The organism is Streptomyces sp. NPDC053541 (assembly GCF_044544705.1).
Lineage (GTDB): Bacteria > Actinomycetota > Actinomycetes > Streptomycetales > Streptomycetaceae > Streptomyces.
On record NZ_JBITXM010000007.1, the window covers coordinates 399,947 to 415,513 of the forward strand.

Consider the following 15,567-nt stretch of genomic DNA (forward strand, 5'->3'; position numbering starts at 1 on the left):
GTGCCCGGTGCGGCGGGGAGCCGGGCTCAGCCGTCCGACAGGAGCACCGCCGACTCGCCCGGGAGGGTGAGGAGGCCGTCGCGGGTCGGGGGCTTCACGGGTTCCCAGGAGGCGAGGACCCGGTCGCGGCCGTTGGAGCCGAGGGCGATCGTGGCCGGGGCCTCGCCCAGGTTGACCGCGACGCGGATGTCGCCGCGCCGGAAGACGAGCCAGCGGGCCTCCTCGTCGTAGGCGACCTTGACGCCGGCCAGGTCCGGGTCGGTGAGGTCGGGGAGGGTGCGGCGGAGGGCGATGAGTTCGCGGTGCCAGGCGAGCAGGCGCCTGTGCGGGTCGCGCTCGCGCTCGGTCCGGTCGAGGACGGAGCGGTCGCGGGTGGCCGGCTCCTGCGGATCGGGGACGTCCTCCTCCGCCCAGCCGTGCGCCGCGAACTCCCGGCGCCGGCCGCGCCGTACCGCCTCCGCGAGCTCCGGGTCCGTGTGGTCGGTGAAGTACATCCAGGGCGTCGAGGCGCCCCACTCCTCGCCCATGAACAGCATCGGCACCGACGGGCCGGTCAGCACCAGCGCCGCCGCGCACGCCAGCAGGCCGGGGGAGCAGGACGCGGAGAGCCGGTCACCGGTGGCCCGGTTGCCGATCTGGTCGTGGGTCTGGGCGTAGCCCAGGAAACGGTGCGCCGGGGTGCGCTCGCGGTCCACCGGGCGCCCGTGGTGCCGGCCGCGGAAGGACGAGTACGTGCCGTCGTGGAAGAAGACCCGGGTCAGCGTCTTGGCCAGCGCGGCCATCGGGGCGCGCGCGAAGTCCGCGTAGTACCCCTGCGACTCGCCCGTGAGCGCCGTGTGCAGCGCGTGGTGGAAGTCGTCGTTCCACTGCGCGTGGATCCCCAGCCCGCCGGCGGTGCGCGGGGTCGTCGTCCGCGGGTCCGCGAGGTCCGACTCGGCGATCAGGAAGTGCTGCCGGCCCTGCTCCCTGGCCAGTTCGTCGACCGCTGCCGACAGCTCCTCCAGGAAGGTCAGCGCCCGGGTGTCCGCGAGCGCGTGCACCGCGTCCAGCCGCAGTCCGTCGATCCGGTAGTCCCGCAGCCAGGCCAGGGCGCTGCCCAGGAAGTACGCGCGGACCTCGTCCGAGCCCGGCGCGTCCAGGTTCACCGCCGCGCCCCACGGCGTGTGGTGGGTGTCGGTGAAGTACGGCCCGAAGGACGGCAGATGGTTCCCCGACGGGCCCAGGTGGTTGTGCACCACGTCCAGGACCACGCCCAGGCCGAGGCCGTGCGCGGTGTCGACGAAGCGCTTCAGCGCGGCCGGCCCCCCGTACGGCTCGTGCACCGCCCACGGCGCCACCCCGTCGTACCCCCAGCCGTGCACCCCGGGGAACGGGCACAGCGGCATCAGCTCCACATGGGTGACGCCGAGGCCCGCCAGCTCGCCGAGCCGCTCGGCCGCCGCGTCGAGGGTGCCCTCCGGGGTGTACGTGCCGACGTGCAGCTCGTAGACCACGCCGCTGCGCAGCCGCAGCTTCGGCGTCTCGTAGCGCCAGGCGTACGTGTCGTGGTCGACCACCGCCGCGAGGCCGTCCGGGCCGTCCGGGAGGCGGCGGGCCCGCGGGTCGGGCAGCACCGGCCCGTCGTCCAGGGCGTAGCCGTACCGGTCGCCGTCGGCGGCCGGGAGGACGCCGGACCACCAGCCGGCCCGCTCGGCGTCCCGCTCCAGCGGATGCCGGACGCCGTTCAGCTCCAGCGTCACCCGGTCACGGGCGTGCGGCGCCCACACCTCGAACAGCACGCGAAGGTCCCCTCGTCGACCGATCAACGGCTACGGGGACATCCTTGCAGTCAGGAGGCCTCCGTGCCCGGCGCGTCCCACACGAAGTTGATCGAGCGCTCGAAGTTCACGTAACCGGCCCGCGCGAAGGACCGCGCCATGGGCACGTTCCCGACGTCGGTGGCCGCCCGGATCCGCGGCACGCCCTCGGCCGCCAGCACCCGGGTGCCCTCCGCGAGGACCTCGTCGACCAGACCCCGGCCGCGGTGGGCGGGCAGCACGCCGATGTACGCGATGATCGCGTGGTAGTTGTTGCGCGCGGGCACCACGAAGCCGACCGGCTCGCCGGTCTCCGGCAGCTCGGCGATCCGCCACCACTCCCGGGGCGTCGTGTAGTGCGCCAGCTCCTCGTCGTAGTGCAGCTCGGCCGCCCGGCGCGGGGACAGCCCGGAGGCGAGGTCGGCCTGCCCGTGGGCGTCGAGGGTGCCCTCCATGACCGGGGTCATCAGCGCGAGCAGGTCCTCGCGGTCGCGCACCGGCCGGAAGGCCAGCCGCCCGGTCGGCTCCGGCACCGCCGTCCCGGCCCGCCACTCCAGGCGCAGCCGTTCCACCAGCGGCCGGGCGCCGGACGCCGCGAGGACGTCGAAGAGCCGCTCCAGGCGGGCCCGGGTCGCCGGGAGCTCACGCCAGTCGGCCGGCAGGAAGCGCCCGTACTCGGGCCGGCGCCCGCCCGCCGGGACCACGGCGGCGGTCGCCGTCTCGAGCAGGCGCAGCCCGGTCTCCGCGGCCTCCTCGGGCGGCAGCTCCGGGTCCAGGTCGAAGAAGTCCAGCGCCTGCGGGCCGGTGCCGGGCCGCCCGGTCCACCAGGCGATCCGCCCGACGAGCCGCTCGCCGCGCAGCGCCACCCACATCCACTCGGGCAGGCGGCGGCCGGCGGCGAGGTCGTCGGGGAGCTCGTGGTCGAGGACGTAGTCGAGCCGGTCGAAGAGGCCGAGCTCCTGCGGTCCGGCGAGCGGCCGGACGACGAGCACGGGGTCAGGCGTCATGTACGGGTTCCCCCAGGGGGTGTGGGCGTGCGGGTGCGGCCCTCGCGGGCGGCCGGTCGGCGGCCGACCGTAGCAACGATCCGGCGCCGGGGCACCCGAGTTGTGGGGTGCTCCGGGCGTCCAGGCCGGGCGGCGACGGCCCTTCTGGACACCCCGGTGCCTCACGTCGGACAATCACGATGTGACGACCCCTTACGAGCTGCCGGCCGGACCGCCGGACGCCCCTCGGCTGACGGACGCCGAGCGGGAACGCGCGCTCGCGGTGCTCCGCGAGGGCGCGGCGCAGGGACGTCTGTCGCACGACACGTTCCTCTTCCGCATGGAGCGCGCCCTCGTCGCCCGCCGCTCCGACGAACTCGCCCTGCTCACCGCCGACCTGGCGACCGAGTCGCCGTGGACCCGCCGGGTGGTGGGCGCGGTCGGCAGGATGTCCGCCTTCACGGCCCGGCTCGGGCGCGCCTGGCAGACCGAGCGGCTGCCGAAGCTGCTGCTGCCCGCGCCCGGCCCGTACCCGTTGCGCATCGGCCGCGACCCCGTGAACGGGCTCCGCCTCAGCCACGAGACGGTCTCCCGGCTCCACGCGGAACTGTCCTCGCAGTCCGGCACCTGGATCCTCCGCGACCTCGGCTCCACGAACGGCACCACGGTCAACGGGCGCCGGGTCACGGGCGCGGTCGTCGTCCGGGCGGGCGACGCGGTCGGGTTCGGACAGATGTCGTTCCGGCTGTCGCTGAACTGATCCGCCCGGCGCGATCCGCCCCCCCGCGTCCCCCTCGCGCCCCACGCCGACCCTTTTCCCCCCTTTCCGGCCTTTCTGCCCTTTCTCCGAAATTCACCGGTTCAGCGGTGTACGTGGTGCGATGTCACTCGATCGGTGGTGTCCTGGGTGGACCGCACCAGCGACCACCGAGGGGGCCCGATGAGCCACGAGCCGCAGCGGAGCGAGGGCGGGCGGCGCGCCCGCTGGGGCGTGCTGCCCGCGATGGCGCCCGCCCGGTCGGCGGCGGCCGTCGCCGCGGCCGACCGCCCGCCCCGACGGGTCGCCCCCAGCCCCCTGGAGCCGGGCGGCGCGCGGGACCCGTACGGCACGTACCGGGTGCTGCGCGAGGAGTTCCCGCTCACCCACGACCCGCTGCTGCGGGCCTGGGTGCTCAGCCGGTACGCGGACGTGGCCGGGGCCCTCACCGACGCGCGGTTCACCCACGGGCACCGGCCCGGCGACCCGCCCTGCGCCGAGACCCACACGGACGTGGACGAGGCCGAGCTGCGGGCCGTCGCCGAGCGCACCGCCTTCGTGCTCGCCCGGCGGATCGCCGACCGGTCGCGCGCCGACCTGGTGGCGGACTTCTGCCACTGGCTGCCCGCGGGGACCGTGGCGGCCGCCGTCGGCGTGCCGTACCGGGACATGATGCGGCTGGTGCGCGGCCGGGCCGCGTCCGCGCTCGCGGGGCAGTGCACCGGACAGATCGCGGTACGGGAGAAGGCCCTGGCCGGCTTCCTCGCGGACGTGCTCGCCGATCCCGACCTCGTCGAGGCCCTGCGCGACGCGCCCGCCGGGCTGGTCGCCAGGGCCTGGAACGAGTCGCTGCGCCGCGAACCCCCGGTGCAGATCATGATGCGCCGCACCCGCGGGGAGATCACCGTCAGCGGCGGCACCCTCCCCGACGGCGCCCCGGTCGCCCTGCTGCTCGGCGCCGCCGGCCGCGACCCCGAGCGCTTCCGCGACCCGGACCGCTTCGACCTGCTGCGCGACGACCCCGGCCAGCTCACCTACGGCCCCGGGGCCTGCCCCGCCGTCACCCTCGCCGGCCTGGAGGCGGAGTACGCCCTGCGCGCGCTGTTCGAGGCCATGCCGAAGCTGCGCCTCGCCGAGGGCTTCCGCCCGGAGCGCACGGGAGTCATCACCCGCGCCCCGCGCACCCTGATCGTCCGCCCCGGCGGATAGCCGGCATCCGACGGCGGAGAAAGGACCTCGGGCACGCGGAATACGCCCGCCACCGGCGGGCGTTTCAGCCCGGCATGCGACGTGATCAAGGGGAACCGCGCCTGCCGGGGCCGCGCCCCGAGCCCTCCGGCGGCGGCCTCCACCCCCTCCTGGCGGGCCGCCACAGCCCCGCCCGCTTCGACCCGGCCGGCGCCGTGGACGACCGCGCCCTCGCGCTGCTCCTGGAAGCCGCGCGCTGGGCGCCGTCCGCCGGCAACTCCCAGCCGTGGGGCTTCTTCGCCGCCCGGCCCGGCGAACCGGACCACGAACGGCTGGTCCGGCACCTCGCGCCCAGCTCGGCCCGGTGGGCACCGGACGCCGGGGTGCTCCTGGTCACCGCGACCCGCCGCCACGTCGACGACAGCGGGCTGCTCTACTCCGAGTTCTCCGACCACGACCTCGGCCAGGCCGTCGCCCACCTGACCCTCCAGGCCGAGGCGCTCGGCCTCGCCTCGCACCAGTTCCGGGCCTTCGACCTGGACGGCCTCACCAAGGAGCTGGAGCCCGAGCCGGGCTGGGAGATCGTCTCCATGATCGCCGTGGGCCGCGCGGCCGGCGCCCCGCCGGAGCACCGCGACCGGCGCAGCGTGGCGGACCTGCTGGCCGCCCCCTGGTCCCGGGCCGCGCGGGAGACCCCGTGGGAGGCCTCGCGGGAGACCCCCTCACGCCGTTAGGGCCCCGGGCCTCAGGCCTCGGCGCCGAGGCGCCGCAGCTCCGCCGTCCAGTCCACGTGGTCCGGCTCCGTGCCCGGCGGGACCGCCTCGAACGTCGTGGCCAGCCAGGCGCGCAGCGCGCGCCGGTCGACGTCCACGAGGACCGGCGAGCCCGTGCCGCCCAGGCGGATCCGGAGCCGGCCGCCGCGTCCGCCGCGCCGGACCGGCCACAGCTGGACGTCGCCCAGTCCGCAGGAGGTGCGGACGCCGGTGCGGAGCAGTTCCCGGGAGAGCGTCCAGTCCGTGGTGAGCCCGAGGTGCGCGAACGACACCCGGACCGCCCACGGGTCGCCCGGATCGTAGGAGAAGGTGACGTCGATCGGGATCTCCAGGTCGGCGTTCACCTGTCGCCGGCCGCTCGTCCGCCAGGGCTCCACGAGGGCCGCTGCCCGGTCGTCGGGTCGCCGTGCCTCGGACATGTCGCTCTCCTCCGCTGTCGTCCGCACTCGTGCTGTTCCGCTGCGTTCCCTTGCGCTCCTGTGCGCCTTACCCCTGTCGCGCGGCCCATGCCTCTCCGTCGAAATCCGTGTGCGACGGCCCGCCCCCGCCTGGAACGATGCGCGCATGGTCCACACCCTCGAACGCCTGGTCGTACGCCACACCCTCCGCGTCCCCGTTCCCTCCCGGAAGGGCCAAGGAGCGTCCGCCGCCCGGCAGTTCGACATCGCGCTGATGTCCGTCGGCTTCAAGCTCTCGGGCGAGCTGTTCACCGCGCTGTCCGGGTGCGAGGAGCAGACCGTGACCGCGCTCGCCACCCGCACCCTGGAGACCGTCCGCGAGCTCGTCGGGGACCACGTCCGGCACAACGCCTACTTCCTGCGCTTCCCGGCGGGCGTCCCCGACACCGTCGAGTTCTGGACCGAGTGCCTGGTCAAGGCGCTCGCCGACGAGGAGGCCCGGCCCCTCGTGCTCGACCGGCTCGGCGACGGGGTGCTCGACCTGCTGACCCTGCCGGCGTACGGGCGTTACCCGCACACGTACGAGGAGCTGCTCGCCGCCCACGACGAACTGGTCGCCGCCACCGGCGACCGGGTCACCGTGCTGCACCCCGGCGGCGCCCTCCTCGACGAGGTGAGCGCGCTCTACCTCGCCCTCGCCGGCAGCCGCACCCCGCTCGGTGACGAGCACCTCGCCGACCTGGCCGTGCTCGCCAAGCGCCAGGCGCACGGGCCGCAGCCGACGGAGATCCCCGTCCGCGAGGTGCGCGCGGTGGTCAACAAGGCCCGCCTCCAGGCCGGGGCAGGGCTGCTCCTGGACACCGTCACCGACGTGCTGCGGCTCGCCTGCGCGCTGTCCGACGGCGACGTCACCCTGGCCCTGCCCACCCGCTTCCGCGCGCCGTCCCGGCCGCACCGGCGCGCGCTGCTCGCCTCGCTCGACGCGGTCGTGGCCGGGCAGCCGGCCAAGCTCGCGGACGTCCCCCGGCACCGCGAGGCGTGGAAGCGGCTCGGGGAGCGGCTGCACCCGCACGAGTACCCGCAGTGGCCGCACGCCGCCGAGGTGTTCGCCGTCGCGCGCGGCGAGCTCCGGGCGCCCTCGCTCGCCGGCCGGGTCGAGGCACTCCTTGCCGCCGGCGACGTCAGGGGTGCCGCCGGGCTGCTGGCCGCCACCGCGCCCGGCGCCCTGTTCCGCGCGCTGGACCGGCTCGTCCGCACGGCGACGGAGGAACCGGAACGCGAGGCCGTCCTCGCCGCAGCCGAGCGCACCGCCGGCCAGGTGTCCGGCCGGGTGCTGCTGTCCCTGCGCGAGCACGTGCAGAACCGCGCCACCGAGGTTCCCGCCCACCTCACCGACTCCACCCACCTCACCGACCCCGAAGGGACCGCTCCCCGCCGCGTGTTCGTCAACCGGTCCGGCGGCGCCTGGGTCACCGAGGAGACCCGCGCCCCGCTGCCCGGGGCCGCGGCCGCGCGCCTGACCGCGCTTCTCGACGCCGAGGTCCGGCGCCGGCTCGACGTCCCCGGCCGCGTCCTCGTCGACCCCGACATGCTGGACGTGGCGCTGCCGCTGAGCGGCCGGGCCGCCGCGGCCGGGCTCGGCACGCTGCCGCGCGGCTCCGTCTCGCGGATCGACGGCGAGCTGCTGCGCTTCTTCACGTACTGGAAGCAGGCCCGGTACAGCACCGACCTCGACCTGACCGCGCTGCTCATGGACGCCGGCTACGACACCGTCGGCTGGCTGTCGTACACGAACCTCGCCTCCGTCGAGGGAGCCCACTCCGGGGACGTCACCGACGCCACGGACGGCGCCTCCGAGTTCATCGACCTGCGGCTCGGCGCGGTGCGCGGCGACTTCATCGTGCCGCAGGTGCACGTCTACAGCGGCGAGGGCTTCGAGCGGCTCGACGAGTCCTTCTTCGGCTTCATGCTGCGCGGCGCCGAGCAGGGCGGCCGGCCCTTCGAGCCGCGCACCGTGCGCATGAAGTCGGACCTGCGCGGGCCCGGCCGGATCGCGCTGCCGCTGGTCTTCCAGCGGGACGCCGAGGGCGGCTGGCACGCCCGCTGGCTGCACCTCCACCTGCGCGGCGCGCCGTCCGGGAACCGGGTCGAGGAGAACCGGGTGACCTTCGCCGTCCTGGTCCGCGGCCTGGTCGAGCGCACCCCGCTCACCGTCCGGCACCTCGTCGGCCTGATGGCCGGGGCGGGCGCCCGGACCGAGCTGTGGGACGGCCGCACCCCGGCGCCCGGGGAGCCGGTCACCTACCTGGGCCTGGAGCGGCCCGAGGGGCTCGCCGCGGGCTCGCGGGTGATCACACCCGGAAATCTGCGCGACCTGATCCCCGCCTGACTGCTAGGTTCTTCCGGGGGCGAGGCCATGAAGGGGCTTCCTTCTATTCGAAACCAATCGATGCGTTAGTCCCTTCGCTTCCCTCGCCCCCCTTCTCTTCCCTAGGCACGCACGAGCAGCGCCACCGGCCGCTCCTCGAACAGCTCCGCCAGCTTCACCGGGGTCGGCGCGCCGCCGGTGAACTCCCGGACGCCGTCCAGGACGTCGAGCCAGCGCCCGTCCGGCAGCGTCAGCGCCGTGTCCTGCCAGCCGCCCGCCTCCGCGAGGCGGAGCGACAGCCGGGTCACCGCCGTGAGGACCCGGTCCGCGCGGGTGAAGGCCAGACAGTGCGGGGCCGTCGGGCCGGTCGCCGGCAGTGCCGTGTAGTGCCCGGCCGGGCCGAAGCACCCGGGGTGCGCCCGGCGCAGGCCGAGGGCCGCCCGGACCAGGGCCGTCTTCTCGTCGTCCGGGCCCGGCGCGTACGGCGCCCGGTTGTCCGGGTCGACGAGCGCCCGGTACTCCCGCTCGGTGTTCTGGTAGAGCTCGGGCACGCCCGGCATGGTCAGCTGCACCAGCGTCGCGCCCAGGGCGTGGGCGCGGATGTGGGGTTCGAGCGCGAAGGCCGCCTCGGAGGCGGTGCGCAGCGGGATCCGGCCCGGTCCCGCCGCCACGAACTCGCCCACCGCCCGCTCGTAGGCCGGATCGGGCTCGGTCCAGCTGGTGTGCAGGCCCGCCTCGCGCACCGACTTGAGGACGGCGGGCCCGAGTCGCTCGGGGTCGGGGGTGCCGAAGCCGAAGGCGGTCTGCCAGGCCGTCCACGCCAGGTGCGGATCGGGCGCGGGCACCCCGGCGACCTCCTCCAGGAGCTCCGCCCAGGTCTGCGGGCACTGCGACAGGACCGCGATCCCGGCCCGTACGTCCGCGCTGCGCTTGGTGTCGTGGGTGGTGAGCACCGTGCCGGTGCCCGGCCAGTCGCGGGCGATCCGGGCGCAGTAGGCGTGGAACTCGTCGGGGGTCACCGCCGGGCGGCCCGGGTCGCCGCCGACCTCGTTCGCCGAGAGCAGCGGGGTGTAGCGGTAGAAGGCGGTGTCCTCCACGGACTTGGCGCGCAGCGCGGACGAGGTCTGCGCGAACCGGGCCCGGAACGCCCGGTGTTCGGGACCGTCGCCGCGCAGGCCCAGCGCCAGCTCGCGCACCACGTCCACGGCCGTGGCCTCCTCCGGCACCGCGAACGCCGCCTTCGCGCCGCGCGCCGCCTCCGGGGTGAGCACGTGCTCGCCGCCGGTGCGGTAGGGGCGGTAGACCGGGACGCGCACGAGGAGTTCCCGGACCGCGGTGTGCAGGGCCCACGGCGCGTGGTCGCGCAGCGCGGGGTCGGCGGCGCAGATCCGCTCGGCGATCCGGGTCAGGGCGGCGGTCTCGGAGGCCAGCTCGTGGGTGACCACCTTGTACGCGGCGCGCCGCGCGGTCGCCGCCCAGTAGCCGCCCCGGTCCCCGGCCCGCCCGGCGAACTCGCGGTACACGTCGGCGAGTTCGTCGGCGCCCACCGGGTCGGTGAAGAGGCCGTCCACGTGGCGCAGGGCGTCGTAGCCGGTGGTGCCGGCCACCGGCCAGGAGGCGGGCAGCGGTTCGCTGCCGGTGAGGATCTTCTCCACCACCGTCCAGCAGCGCCCGCCGGTCGCCTCCGCGAGGCGCTCCAGATAGCCCTCGGGGTCGGCCAGCCCGTCCGGGTGGTCGATCCGCAGCCCCTCGACGACGCCGTCGGCGACCAGCTGGAGGACCTTCGCGTGGGTGGCGGCGAACACCTCCGGGTCCTCGACCCGCACCCCGATCAGGTCCGAGATGGTGAAGAAGCGGCGGTAGTTGAGCTCGGTGCGGGCCAGCCGCCACCAGGCGAGCCGGTACCACTGGGCGTCGAGCAGCTCGTCGAGCGGCAGCCCCTCGGTGCCGGCGCGCAGCGGGAACTCCTGCCCGTCCAGGGTGAGCAGCCCGTCTGCCACCCGCAGCCGGTCGCGCACCTCGGAGAGCCGGGCCGGGAGCACCGGCAGCAGCATCCGTCCGTCGCCCGCCGCCCAGTCGACGTCGAACCAGCGCGCGTACGGCGAGTGGGGGCCTTCTCGCAGCACCTCCCGCAGGGCCCGGTTGTGCCGGGGCGAGGCCGCCATGTGGTTGGGCACCAGGTCGAGGACGAGGCCCAGGCCGTGCGCCCGGGCCGTCGCCGCGAGCGTCCGCAGCCCCGCCTCGCCGCCCAGCTCCTCCCGTACCCGGCCCGGGTCGGTCACGTCGTAGCCGTGCGTCGAACCGGGCAGCGCCTCCAGGACCGGCGACAGGTGCAGGTGCGAGACGCCGAGCGCGGCGAGCCGGGGCACGGCCGCCTCGGCGGCGGCGAACGGGAACTCCGGCTGCAGCTGGATCCGGTAGGTCGCGGTGGGCAGCGTGCGGTCGGCGGACGAGGCCGGCGAGAAGGACGTCATGCGAACGTACGTACCCCGCGCGAAGGGTTCCGTGTCATCACCCCCTGCGTCCGTTCGGGTGAGCTGCGTTACGTTCGGGGGGGTGCTCCGGGTGTACGGCGACACGCTCCGGCCGCTCGGCCCGGTCCTGCCGGCCCCCCCGCCCGGCCGCCGACGCCACCCGATCGGGTGCCGCCGAACGGACGCGGCCGGGGGCGCGCGGTGCCGGCCCGGACCGTGCGCGTCTCCCGTACGGAACGGATCAGGCCGGCCGGCGCAGCACCGTCAGCGTGAGCGGGGCGAGCGTCACCCGCTCGCCGGCCGCCACCCGCGGGCCCTCCTGCGGCGGCATGCCCTCCGGGTGGGAGGTGTCCACGACCACCCGCCAGCACTCGCCGTGGCTGTCCGGCACCTCGAACTCCAGCTCCTCCGAGGAGGCGTTGAACATCAGCAGGAAGGAGTCGTCGGAGATCCGCTCGCCCTGCGGGCCCGGCTCGGAGATCGCGTTGCCGTTGAGGAAGACCGTCAGCGCCTTCGCGTGCGCCGCCTGCCAGTCCCGGGCGGTCATCTCCTCGCCCTGCGGCGTGAACCACGCGATGTCGGTGAGCTCGTCGTGGGTGCCCTCCACCGGCCGCCCGTGGAAGAAGCGGCGCCGCCGGAACACCGGGTGCTCGCGGCGCAGCCGCACCATCGCCCGGGTGAACCCGAGCAGCGTGGACTCCGGTTCGCTGCCCGGCTTGGGCCAGCGCACCCAGGAGATCTCGCTGTCCTGGCAGTACGCGTTGTTGTTGCCGCCCTGGGTGCGCCCGAACTCGTCGCCGTGGGCGAGCATCGGCACGCCCTGCGACAGCATCAGGGTGGCCAGGAAATTGCGCATCTGGCGCTGCCGCAGCTCGCGGATGCCGATGTCGTCGGTGTCGCCCTCGGCACCGCAGTTCCAGGAGCGGTTGTGGCTCTCGCCGTCCCGGTTGCCCTCCCCGTTGGCCTCGTTGTGCTTCTCGTTGTACGAGACCAGGTCGCGCAGGGTGAAGCCGTCGTGGCAGGTCACGAAGTTGACCGAGGCGAGCGGCCGGCGCCCGTCGTCCTGGTAGAGGTCGGAGGAGCCGGTGAGCCGGGAGGCGAACTCGGCCAGCGTGCGCGGCTCGCCGCGCCACAGGTCGCGCACGCAGTCCCGGTACTTGCCGTTCCACTCGGCCCACTGCGGCGGGAAGTTGCCCACCTGGTAGCCGCCCTCGCCCAGGTCCCAGGGCTCGGCGATCAGCTTGACCTGGCTGACCACCGGGTCCTGCTGCACCAGGTCGAAGAACGAGGACAGCCGGTCCACCTCGTGGAACTGGCGAGCCAGGGTGGCCGCCAGGTCGAAGCGGAAGCCGTCCACGTGCATCTCGGTGACCCAGTAGCGCAGACTGTCCATGATCATCTGGAGCACGTGCGGGGACCGCATGAGCAGCGAGTTCCCGGTGCCCGTGGTGTCCGTGTAGTAGCGCGGGTCGTCGCCGAGCCGGTAGTACGAGGGGTTGTCCAGGCCCCGGAAGGAGAGCGTCGGGCCCAGGTGGTTGCCCTCGGCCGTGTGGTTGTAGACCACGTCGAGGATCACCTCGATGCCGGCCTGGTGCAGCGCCCGCACCGCCGACTTGAACTCCAGCACCTGCTGGCCCCGGTCGCCCCAGGAGGCGTAGGCGTTGTGCGGGGCGAAGAAGCCGATGGTGTTGTAGCCCCAGTAGTTCGACAGGCCCGCGTCGGCGAGCCGGTGGTCGTTCACGAACTGGTGCACCGGCATCAGTTCGAGCGCGGTCACCCCGAGTTCCTTCAGGTGGTTGATCACCGCCGGGTGCGCGAGGCCCGCGTACGTCCCGCGCAGCTCCTCCGGCAGGTCCGGGTGGAGCATCGTCAGGCCCTTCACATGGGCCTCGTAGATCACGGTGTGGTGGTACTCGGTGCGCGGGCGCCGGTCGTCGCCCCAGTCGAAGTACGGGTTGACCACGACCGAGGTCATCGTGTGCGGCGCGGAGTCGAGGTCGTTGCGCGCGTCGGGCCGCCCGAAGGGGTAGCCGTACACCGCCTCGCCCCACTTCACCGAGCCCGAGACCGCCCGCGCGTACGGGTCGAGGAGCAGCTTCGCGGGGTTGCAGCGCAGCCCGCGCTCCGGCGCGTACGGCCCGTGCACCCGGAAGCCGTAGCGCTGGCCGGGCATCACGCCCGGCAGATAGGCGTGCCGCACGAAGGCGTCGGTCTCGCGCAGCTCGACGGAGGTCTCGCCGCCGTCGTCGTCGAGCAGACACAGCTCGATCCGGTGCGCGGCCTCCGAGAAGACCGCGAAATTGGTACCGGCGCCGTCATAGGTGGCGCCCAGGGGATACGCCTGTCCCGGCCAGACCTGCATAGACCAACTCTTCCACTTCTGATCCGGGGTCACGGTGCTGCGGAGCCGCCCGGCCGAAACGGGGGGCCGGACGGGCCCGACTCGGCCAGATCCTGCCCGAAAGAGGCGCAACCTCCTAGGACTTCGGCCCGTCCTAACGGGTGACCACACCGCGAATCGGGGGATATGCGGAAGATACGTGCAAAGTGGGGGGAAGTGTGTACGACATAGTGCGCCGCCACCTGGGGAAGGTGGTGGCCGGCGCGGCGATGGCGGTGACCGGCACCGCGGTCGCCGTGGCCGTCACCCTGCCGGGGAGCGCCGGGGCCGACGAGGCCCCGCGCGGCACGGCCGCGAGCGGCACCGGCCCGGACGCCGCCGCCGACGGCACGCCCGGGCGGCCGGCCGCCGACGGGCCGGCACCCGGACCCGCCGCGCAGGCCGCGGCACCGCCCGAGGGGGCCAGGGGAGTGGGCACCGACCCGCTCACCGACGACGAGCTGAAGCGGGCCGAGGCCCTGGCGCTGACCCCGCCGGCCGCCCCGGACCGGCAGGGGGCCCAGCGGAACGCGGACGGCGGCCGGGGGCCGCAGCGCCTCGCCACCGAGCTGGCCGACCCGCGGCCCGGCGAGGAGGGCGGCGGGCCGCGCCGGGCCGTGGTCCGCCTCTACGACTACGCCCGCGACGAGCTCGTCACCCGGACCGTGAACCTCGACACCGGGAAGGTGGAGGAGTCCGGTGCGCAGCGCGGCGTCCAGCCCTCCGCCCACCCCGAGGAGCTGCGGGCCGCGCTCCGGCTCGTGCTCGGCAGCCCGCTCGGCGACGGCGTCAGGGCGGACTACCGGGACGCCACCGGCAAGGCGCTCACCTCGCCGGACCAGCTGTGGTTCAACGGCGACGTCTACCGCACCTACCGGGAGAAGGACGTGCCGCCGCAGCTCGCGAAGTGCGGCGAGCACCGCTGCGTCCGGCTCGTCACCAAGGTGCTCAACGGCCCCTGGATCGACACCCGCGGCCTGGTCGTCGACCTCAGCGCCCGCACCGTCACCCGCGTCGGCTGACCACCGACCCGGCCCACGTCACGCACGACCGTACCGAGGGAGTACGTCCGCATGTCCTCTTCGCGACTCCGGCACGCCCGCACCACGGGTGCCGTCCTCGCCGCCGGCGCCCTGCTCGGCGCCGCCACCGCCGCCACCGCCGCGCCCGCGAGCGCCGCGCCGGCCGCCCCCGCGCCGCCGCCCCCGGCGGCCGACTGCTCGGCCGCGTACCGCATCCAGCAGAAGCTCGACGGCGGCACCGTCTGGCGCATGTGCTGGCGCTATTCGACCGACTCCGGTCTGATCCTGGACAAGGTCACCTACCAGCCGCCCGGCGAGCCCGCCCCCATCCGGGTGCTGAACAGCGCCAAGCTCGCCCAGATCCACGTCCCGTACGACGACGGCAACGCCGAGTACGACGACCTCACCGGCGCCGGCTTCGGCTGGGGCCTGCAGGGCCTCAAGCCCGGCGAGTGCCCCGGCGGCACCCTCACCTCCGTGAAGATCCCCGACGTCGGCCGGGTGAACGGCCTGTGCACCACCACCCGGGCCCGCGGCCACGCCTACCGGATGGCCGCCGACAGCCCCGGCAGGGTCTGGCAGGCGCAGGGCAAGGACCTGCTCGTCTACACCGTCAACAAGGTCGGCTGGTACGAGTACATCAGCGAGTGGCGCTTCTCCTCCGACGGGACGATCTCGGCCAACGTCGGCGCCACCGGCAGCCTCTCGCCGGTCGACTACAACGCCACCGACGGACGCGGCTGGCCCATCGGCAAGGGCGCGCGCGACTACGCCACCAGCCACGCCCACAACGTCTTCTGGAAGCTCGACTTCGGTCTCGACGGGAGCTCCAAGGGGCGCGTCGAGCAGTACGACTCGACGGTCACCCCGCCCGCCCGGGACGGCAGCCCGACCGTCAAGACCACCCGGACCGTCGTCACCAAGGAGCTGGCCGGGGACGCGAAGAGCATGCGCTGGTGGCGGGTGGTGAGCCAGAGCGGCAAGAACAAGGACGGGCACCCGCGCTCGTACGAGATCGTGCCGGGCCACACCAACACCTACGCCGGACGCCCCTTCACCCGGCACGACGTCTACTTCACCCAGGCCCGCGCCTGCGAGCAGTTCGCCAGCAACAACATCCTGAACTGCGGCCGGAACGCGCCCACCAGCGTGGACAAATGGGTCAATGGGGAGACTCTGACCCATCCCTCCGTCTGGGTCAACATCGGGTTCCACCACATCGCCCGGGACGAGGACCAGCAGCCGATGCCGGTCCACTGGCAGGGATTCCAGCTCGCGCCCAGGGACGTAACCGCTATGAATCCGCTCACTCCGGCCGATCTCGCCGGCCGGAACGGTGCGCCGAATACGGGCAGTTGAGCAACCGGCCCGGCGATCCTGCTGCACCGCCTCCCGCTCCCGGAGTACCCTTCCTTGATCGTTGTC

General features: G+C 74.7%; 11 protein-coding genes. 6 read left to right on the plus strand and 5 right to left on the minus strand.

All coding sequences use genetic code 11. The annotated features are described in order from the left end of the window. Nucleotides 1-26: 26 nt before the first annotated feature. Complete coding sequence (treZ, locus tag ACIGW2_RS20305; protein ID WP_391653418.1) at nt 27-1,778, minus strand: malto-oligosyltrehalose trehalohydrolase; 1,752 nt, start codon at nt 1,776-1,778, stop codon at nt 27-29. 50 nt (nt 1,779-1,828) lie between these two features. Continuing rightward, nucleotides 1,829-2,803 (minus strand): GNAT family N-acetyltransferase, encoded by a 975-nt coding sequence (locus ACIGW2_RS20310; RefSeq protein WP_399844828.1) that lies wholly within the window; start codon nt 2,801-2,803, stop codon nt 1,829-1,831. Between the two features lie 181 nt (nt 2,804-2,984). On the opposite strand from ACIGW2_RS20310, the gene ACIGW2_RS20315 reads away from it, so the two are divergent. The 3 genes from ACIGW2_RS20315 (at nt 2,985) to ACIGW2_RS20325 (ending at nt 5,461) form a co-directional block, all read left to right on the plus strand. Beyond that, nucleotides 2,985-3,542, plus strand: a complete 558-nt coding sequence (locus tag ACIGW2_RS20315) for a DUF1707 and FHA domain-containing protein (protein ID WP_356067180.1) — start codon at nt 2,985-2,987, stop codon at nt 3,540-3,542. A 180-nt stretch (nt 3,543-3,722) separates the two neighbouring features. Continuing rightward, a complete protein-coding gene (locus ACIGW2_RS20320; protein ID WP_399844831.1) occupies nt 3,723-4,748 on the plus strand; it encodes a cytochrome P450 in 1,026 nt (341 codons plus the stop codon). Nucleotides 4,749-4,822: 74 nt separating this feature from the next. Continuing rightward, complete coding sequence (locus tag ACIGW2_RS20325) at nt 4,823-5,461, plus strand: nitroreductase family protein (RefSeq protein ID WP_399844833.1); 639 nt, start codon at nt 4,823-4,825, stop codon at nt 5,459-5,461. A gap of 11 nt (nt 5,462-5,472) precedes the next feature. Here the strand turns inward: ACIGW2_RS20325 and ACIGW2_RS20330 are convergent, their stop codons facing one another. Next, on the minus strand, nt 5,473-5,919 hold the full coding sequence (locus ACIGW2_RS20330) for an SsgA family sporulation/cell division regulator (protein ID WP_361581044.1): 447 nt from the start codon (nt 5,917-5,919) through the stop codon (nt 5,473-5,475). A 145-nt stretch (nt 5,920-6,064) separates the two neighbouring features. On the opposite strand from ACIGW2_RS20330, the gene ACIGW2_RS20335 reads away from it, so the two are divergent. Continuing rightward, the gene (locus ACIGW2_RS20335; RefSeq protein ID WP_399844836.1) at nt 6,065-8,287 is read left to right on the plus strand and encodes a hypothetical protein; all 2,223 of its coding nucleotides are present in this window, start codon (nt 6,065-6,067) and stop codon (nt 8,285-8,287) included. A gap of 101 nt (nt 8,288-8,388) precedes the next feature. Here ACIGW2_RS20335 and treY read toward each other — a convergent pair whose 3' ends face one another. Together treY and glgX are read right to left on the minus strand one after the other, a co-directional pair. Further along, entirely contained in the window at nt 8,389-10,740 is a 2,352-nt protein-coding gene (treY, locus tag ACIGW2_RS20340) for a malto-oligosyltrehalose synthase (protein WP_399844837.1), read from the minus strand. A gap of 241 nt (nt 10,741-10,981) precedes the next feature. Next, nucleotides 10,982-13,102 (minus strand): glycogen debranching protein GlgX, encoded by a 2,121-nt coding sequence (gene glgX, locus ACIGW2_RS20345; protein ID WP_356067189.1) that lies wholly within the window; start codon nt 13,100-13,102, stop codon nt 10,982-10,984. A 197-nt stretch (nt 13,103-13,299) separates the two neighbouring features. Between glgX and ACIGW2_RS20350 the strand changes: the two genes are divergently transcribed. Beyond that, nucleotides 13,300-14,142: a Tat pathway signal sequence domain protein gene (locus ACIGW2_RS20350; protein WP_399844840.1), complete on the plus strand. Its 843-nt coding sequence runs from the start codon at nt 13,300-13,302 to the stop codon at nt 14,140-14,142. Nucleotides 14,143-14,193: 51 nt separating this feature from the next. Then, on the plus strand, nt 14,194-15,501 hold the full coding sequence (locus ACIGW2_RS20355) for a copper amine oxidase (protein ID WP_399844842.1): 1,308 nt from the start codon (nt 14,194-14,196) through the stop codon (nt 15,499-15,501). The last annotated feature ends 66 nt before the right edge of the window (nt 15,502-15,567 follow it).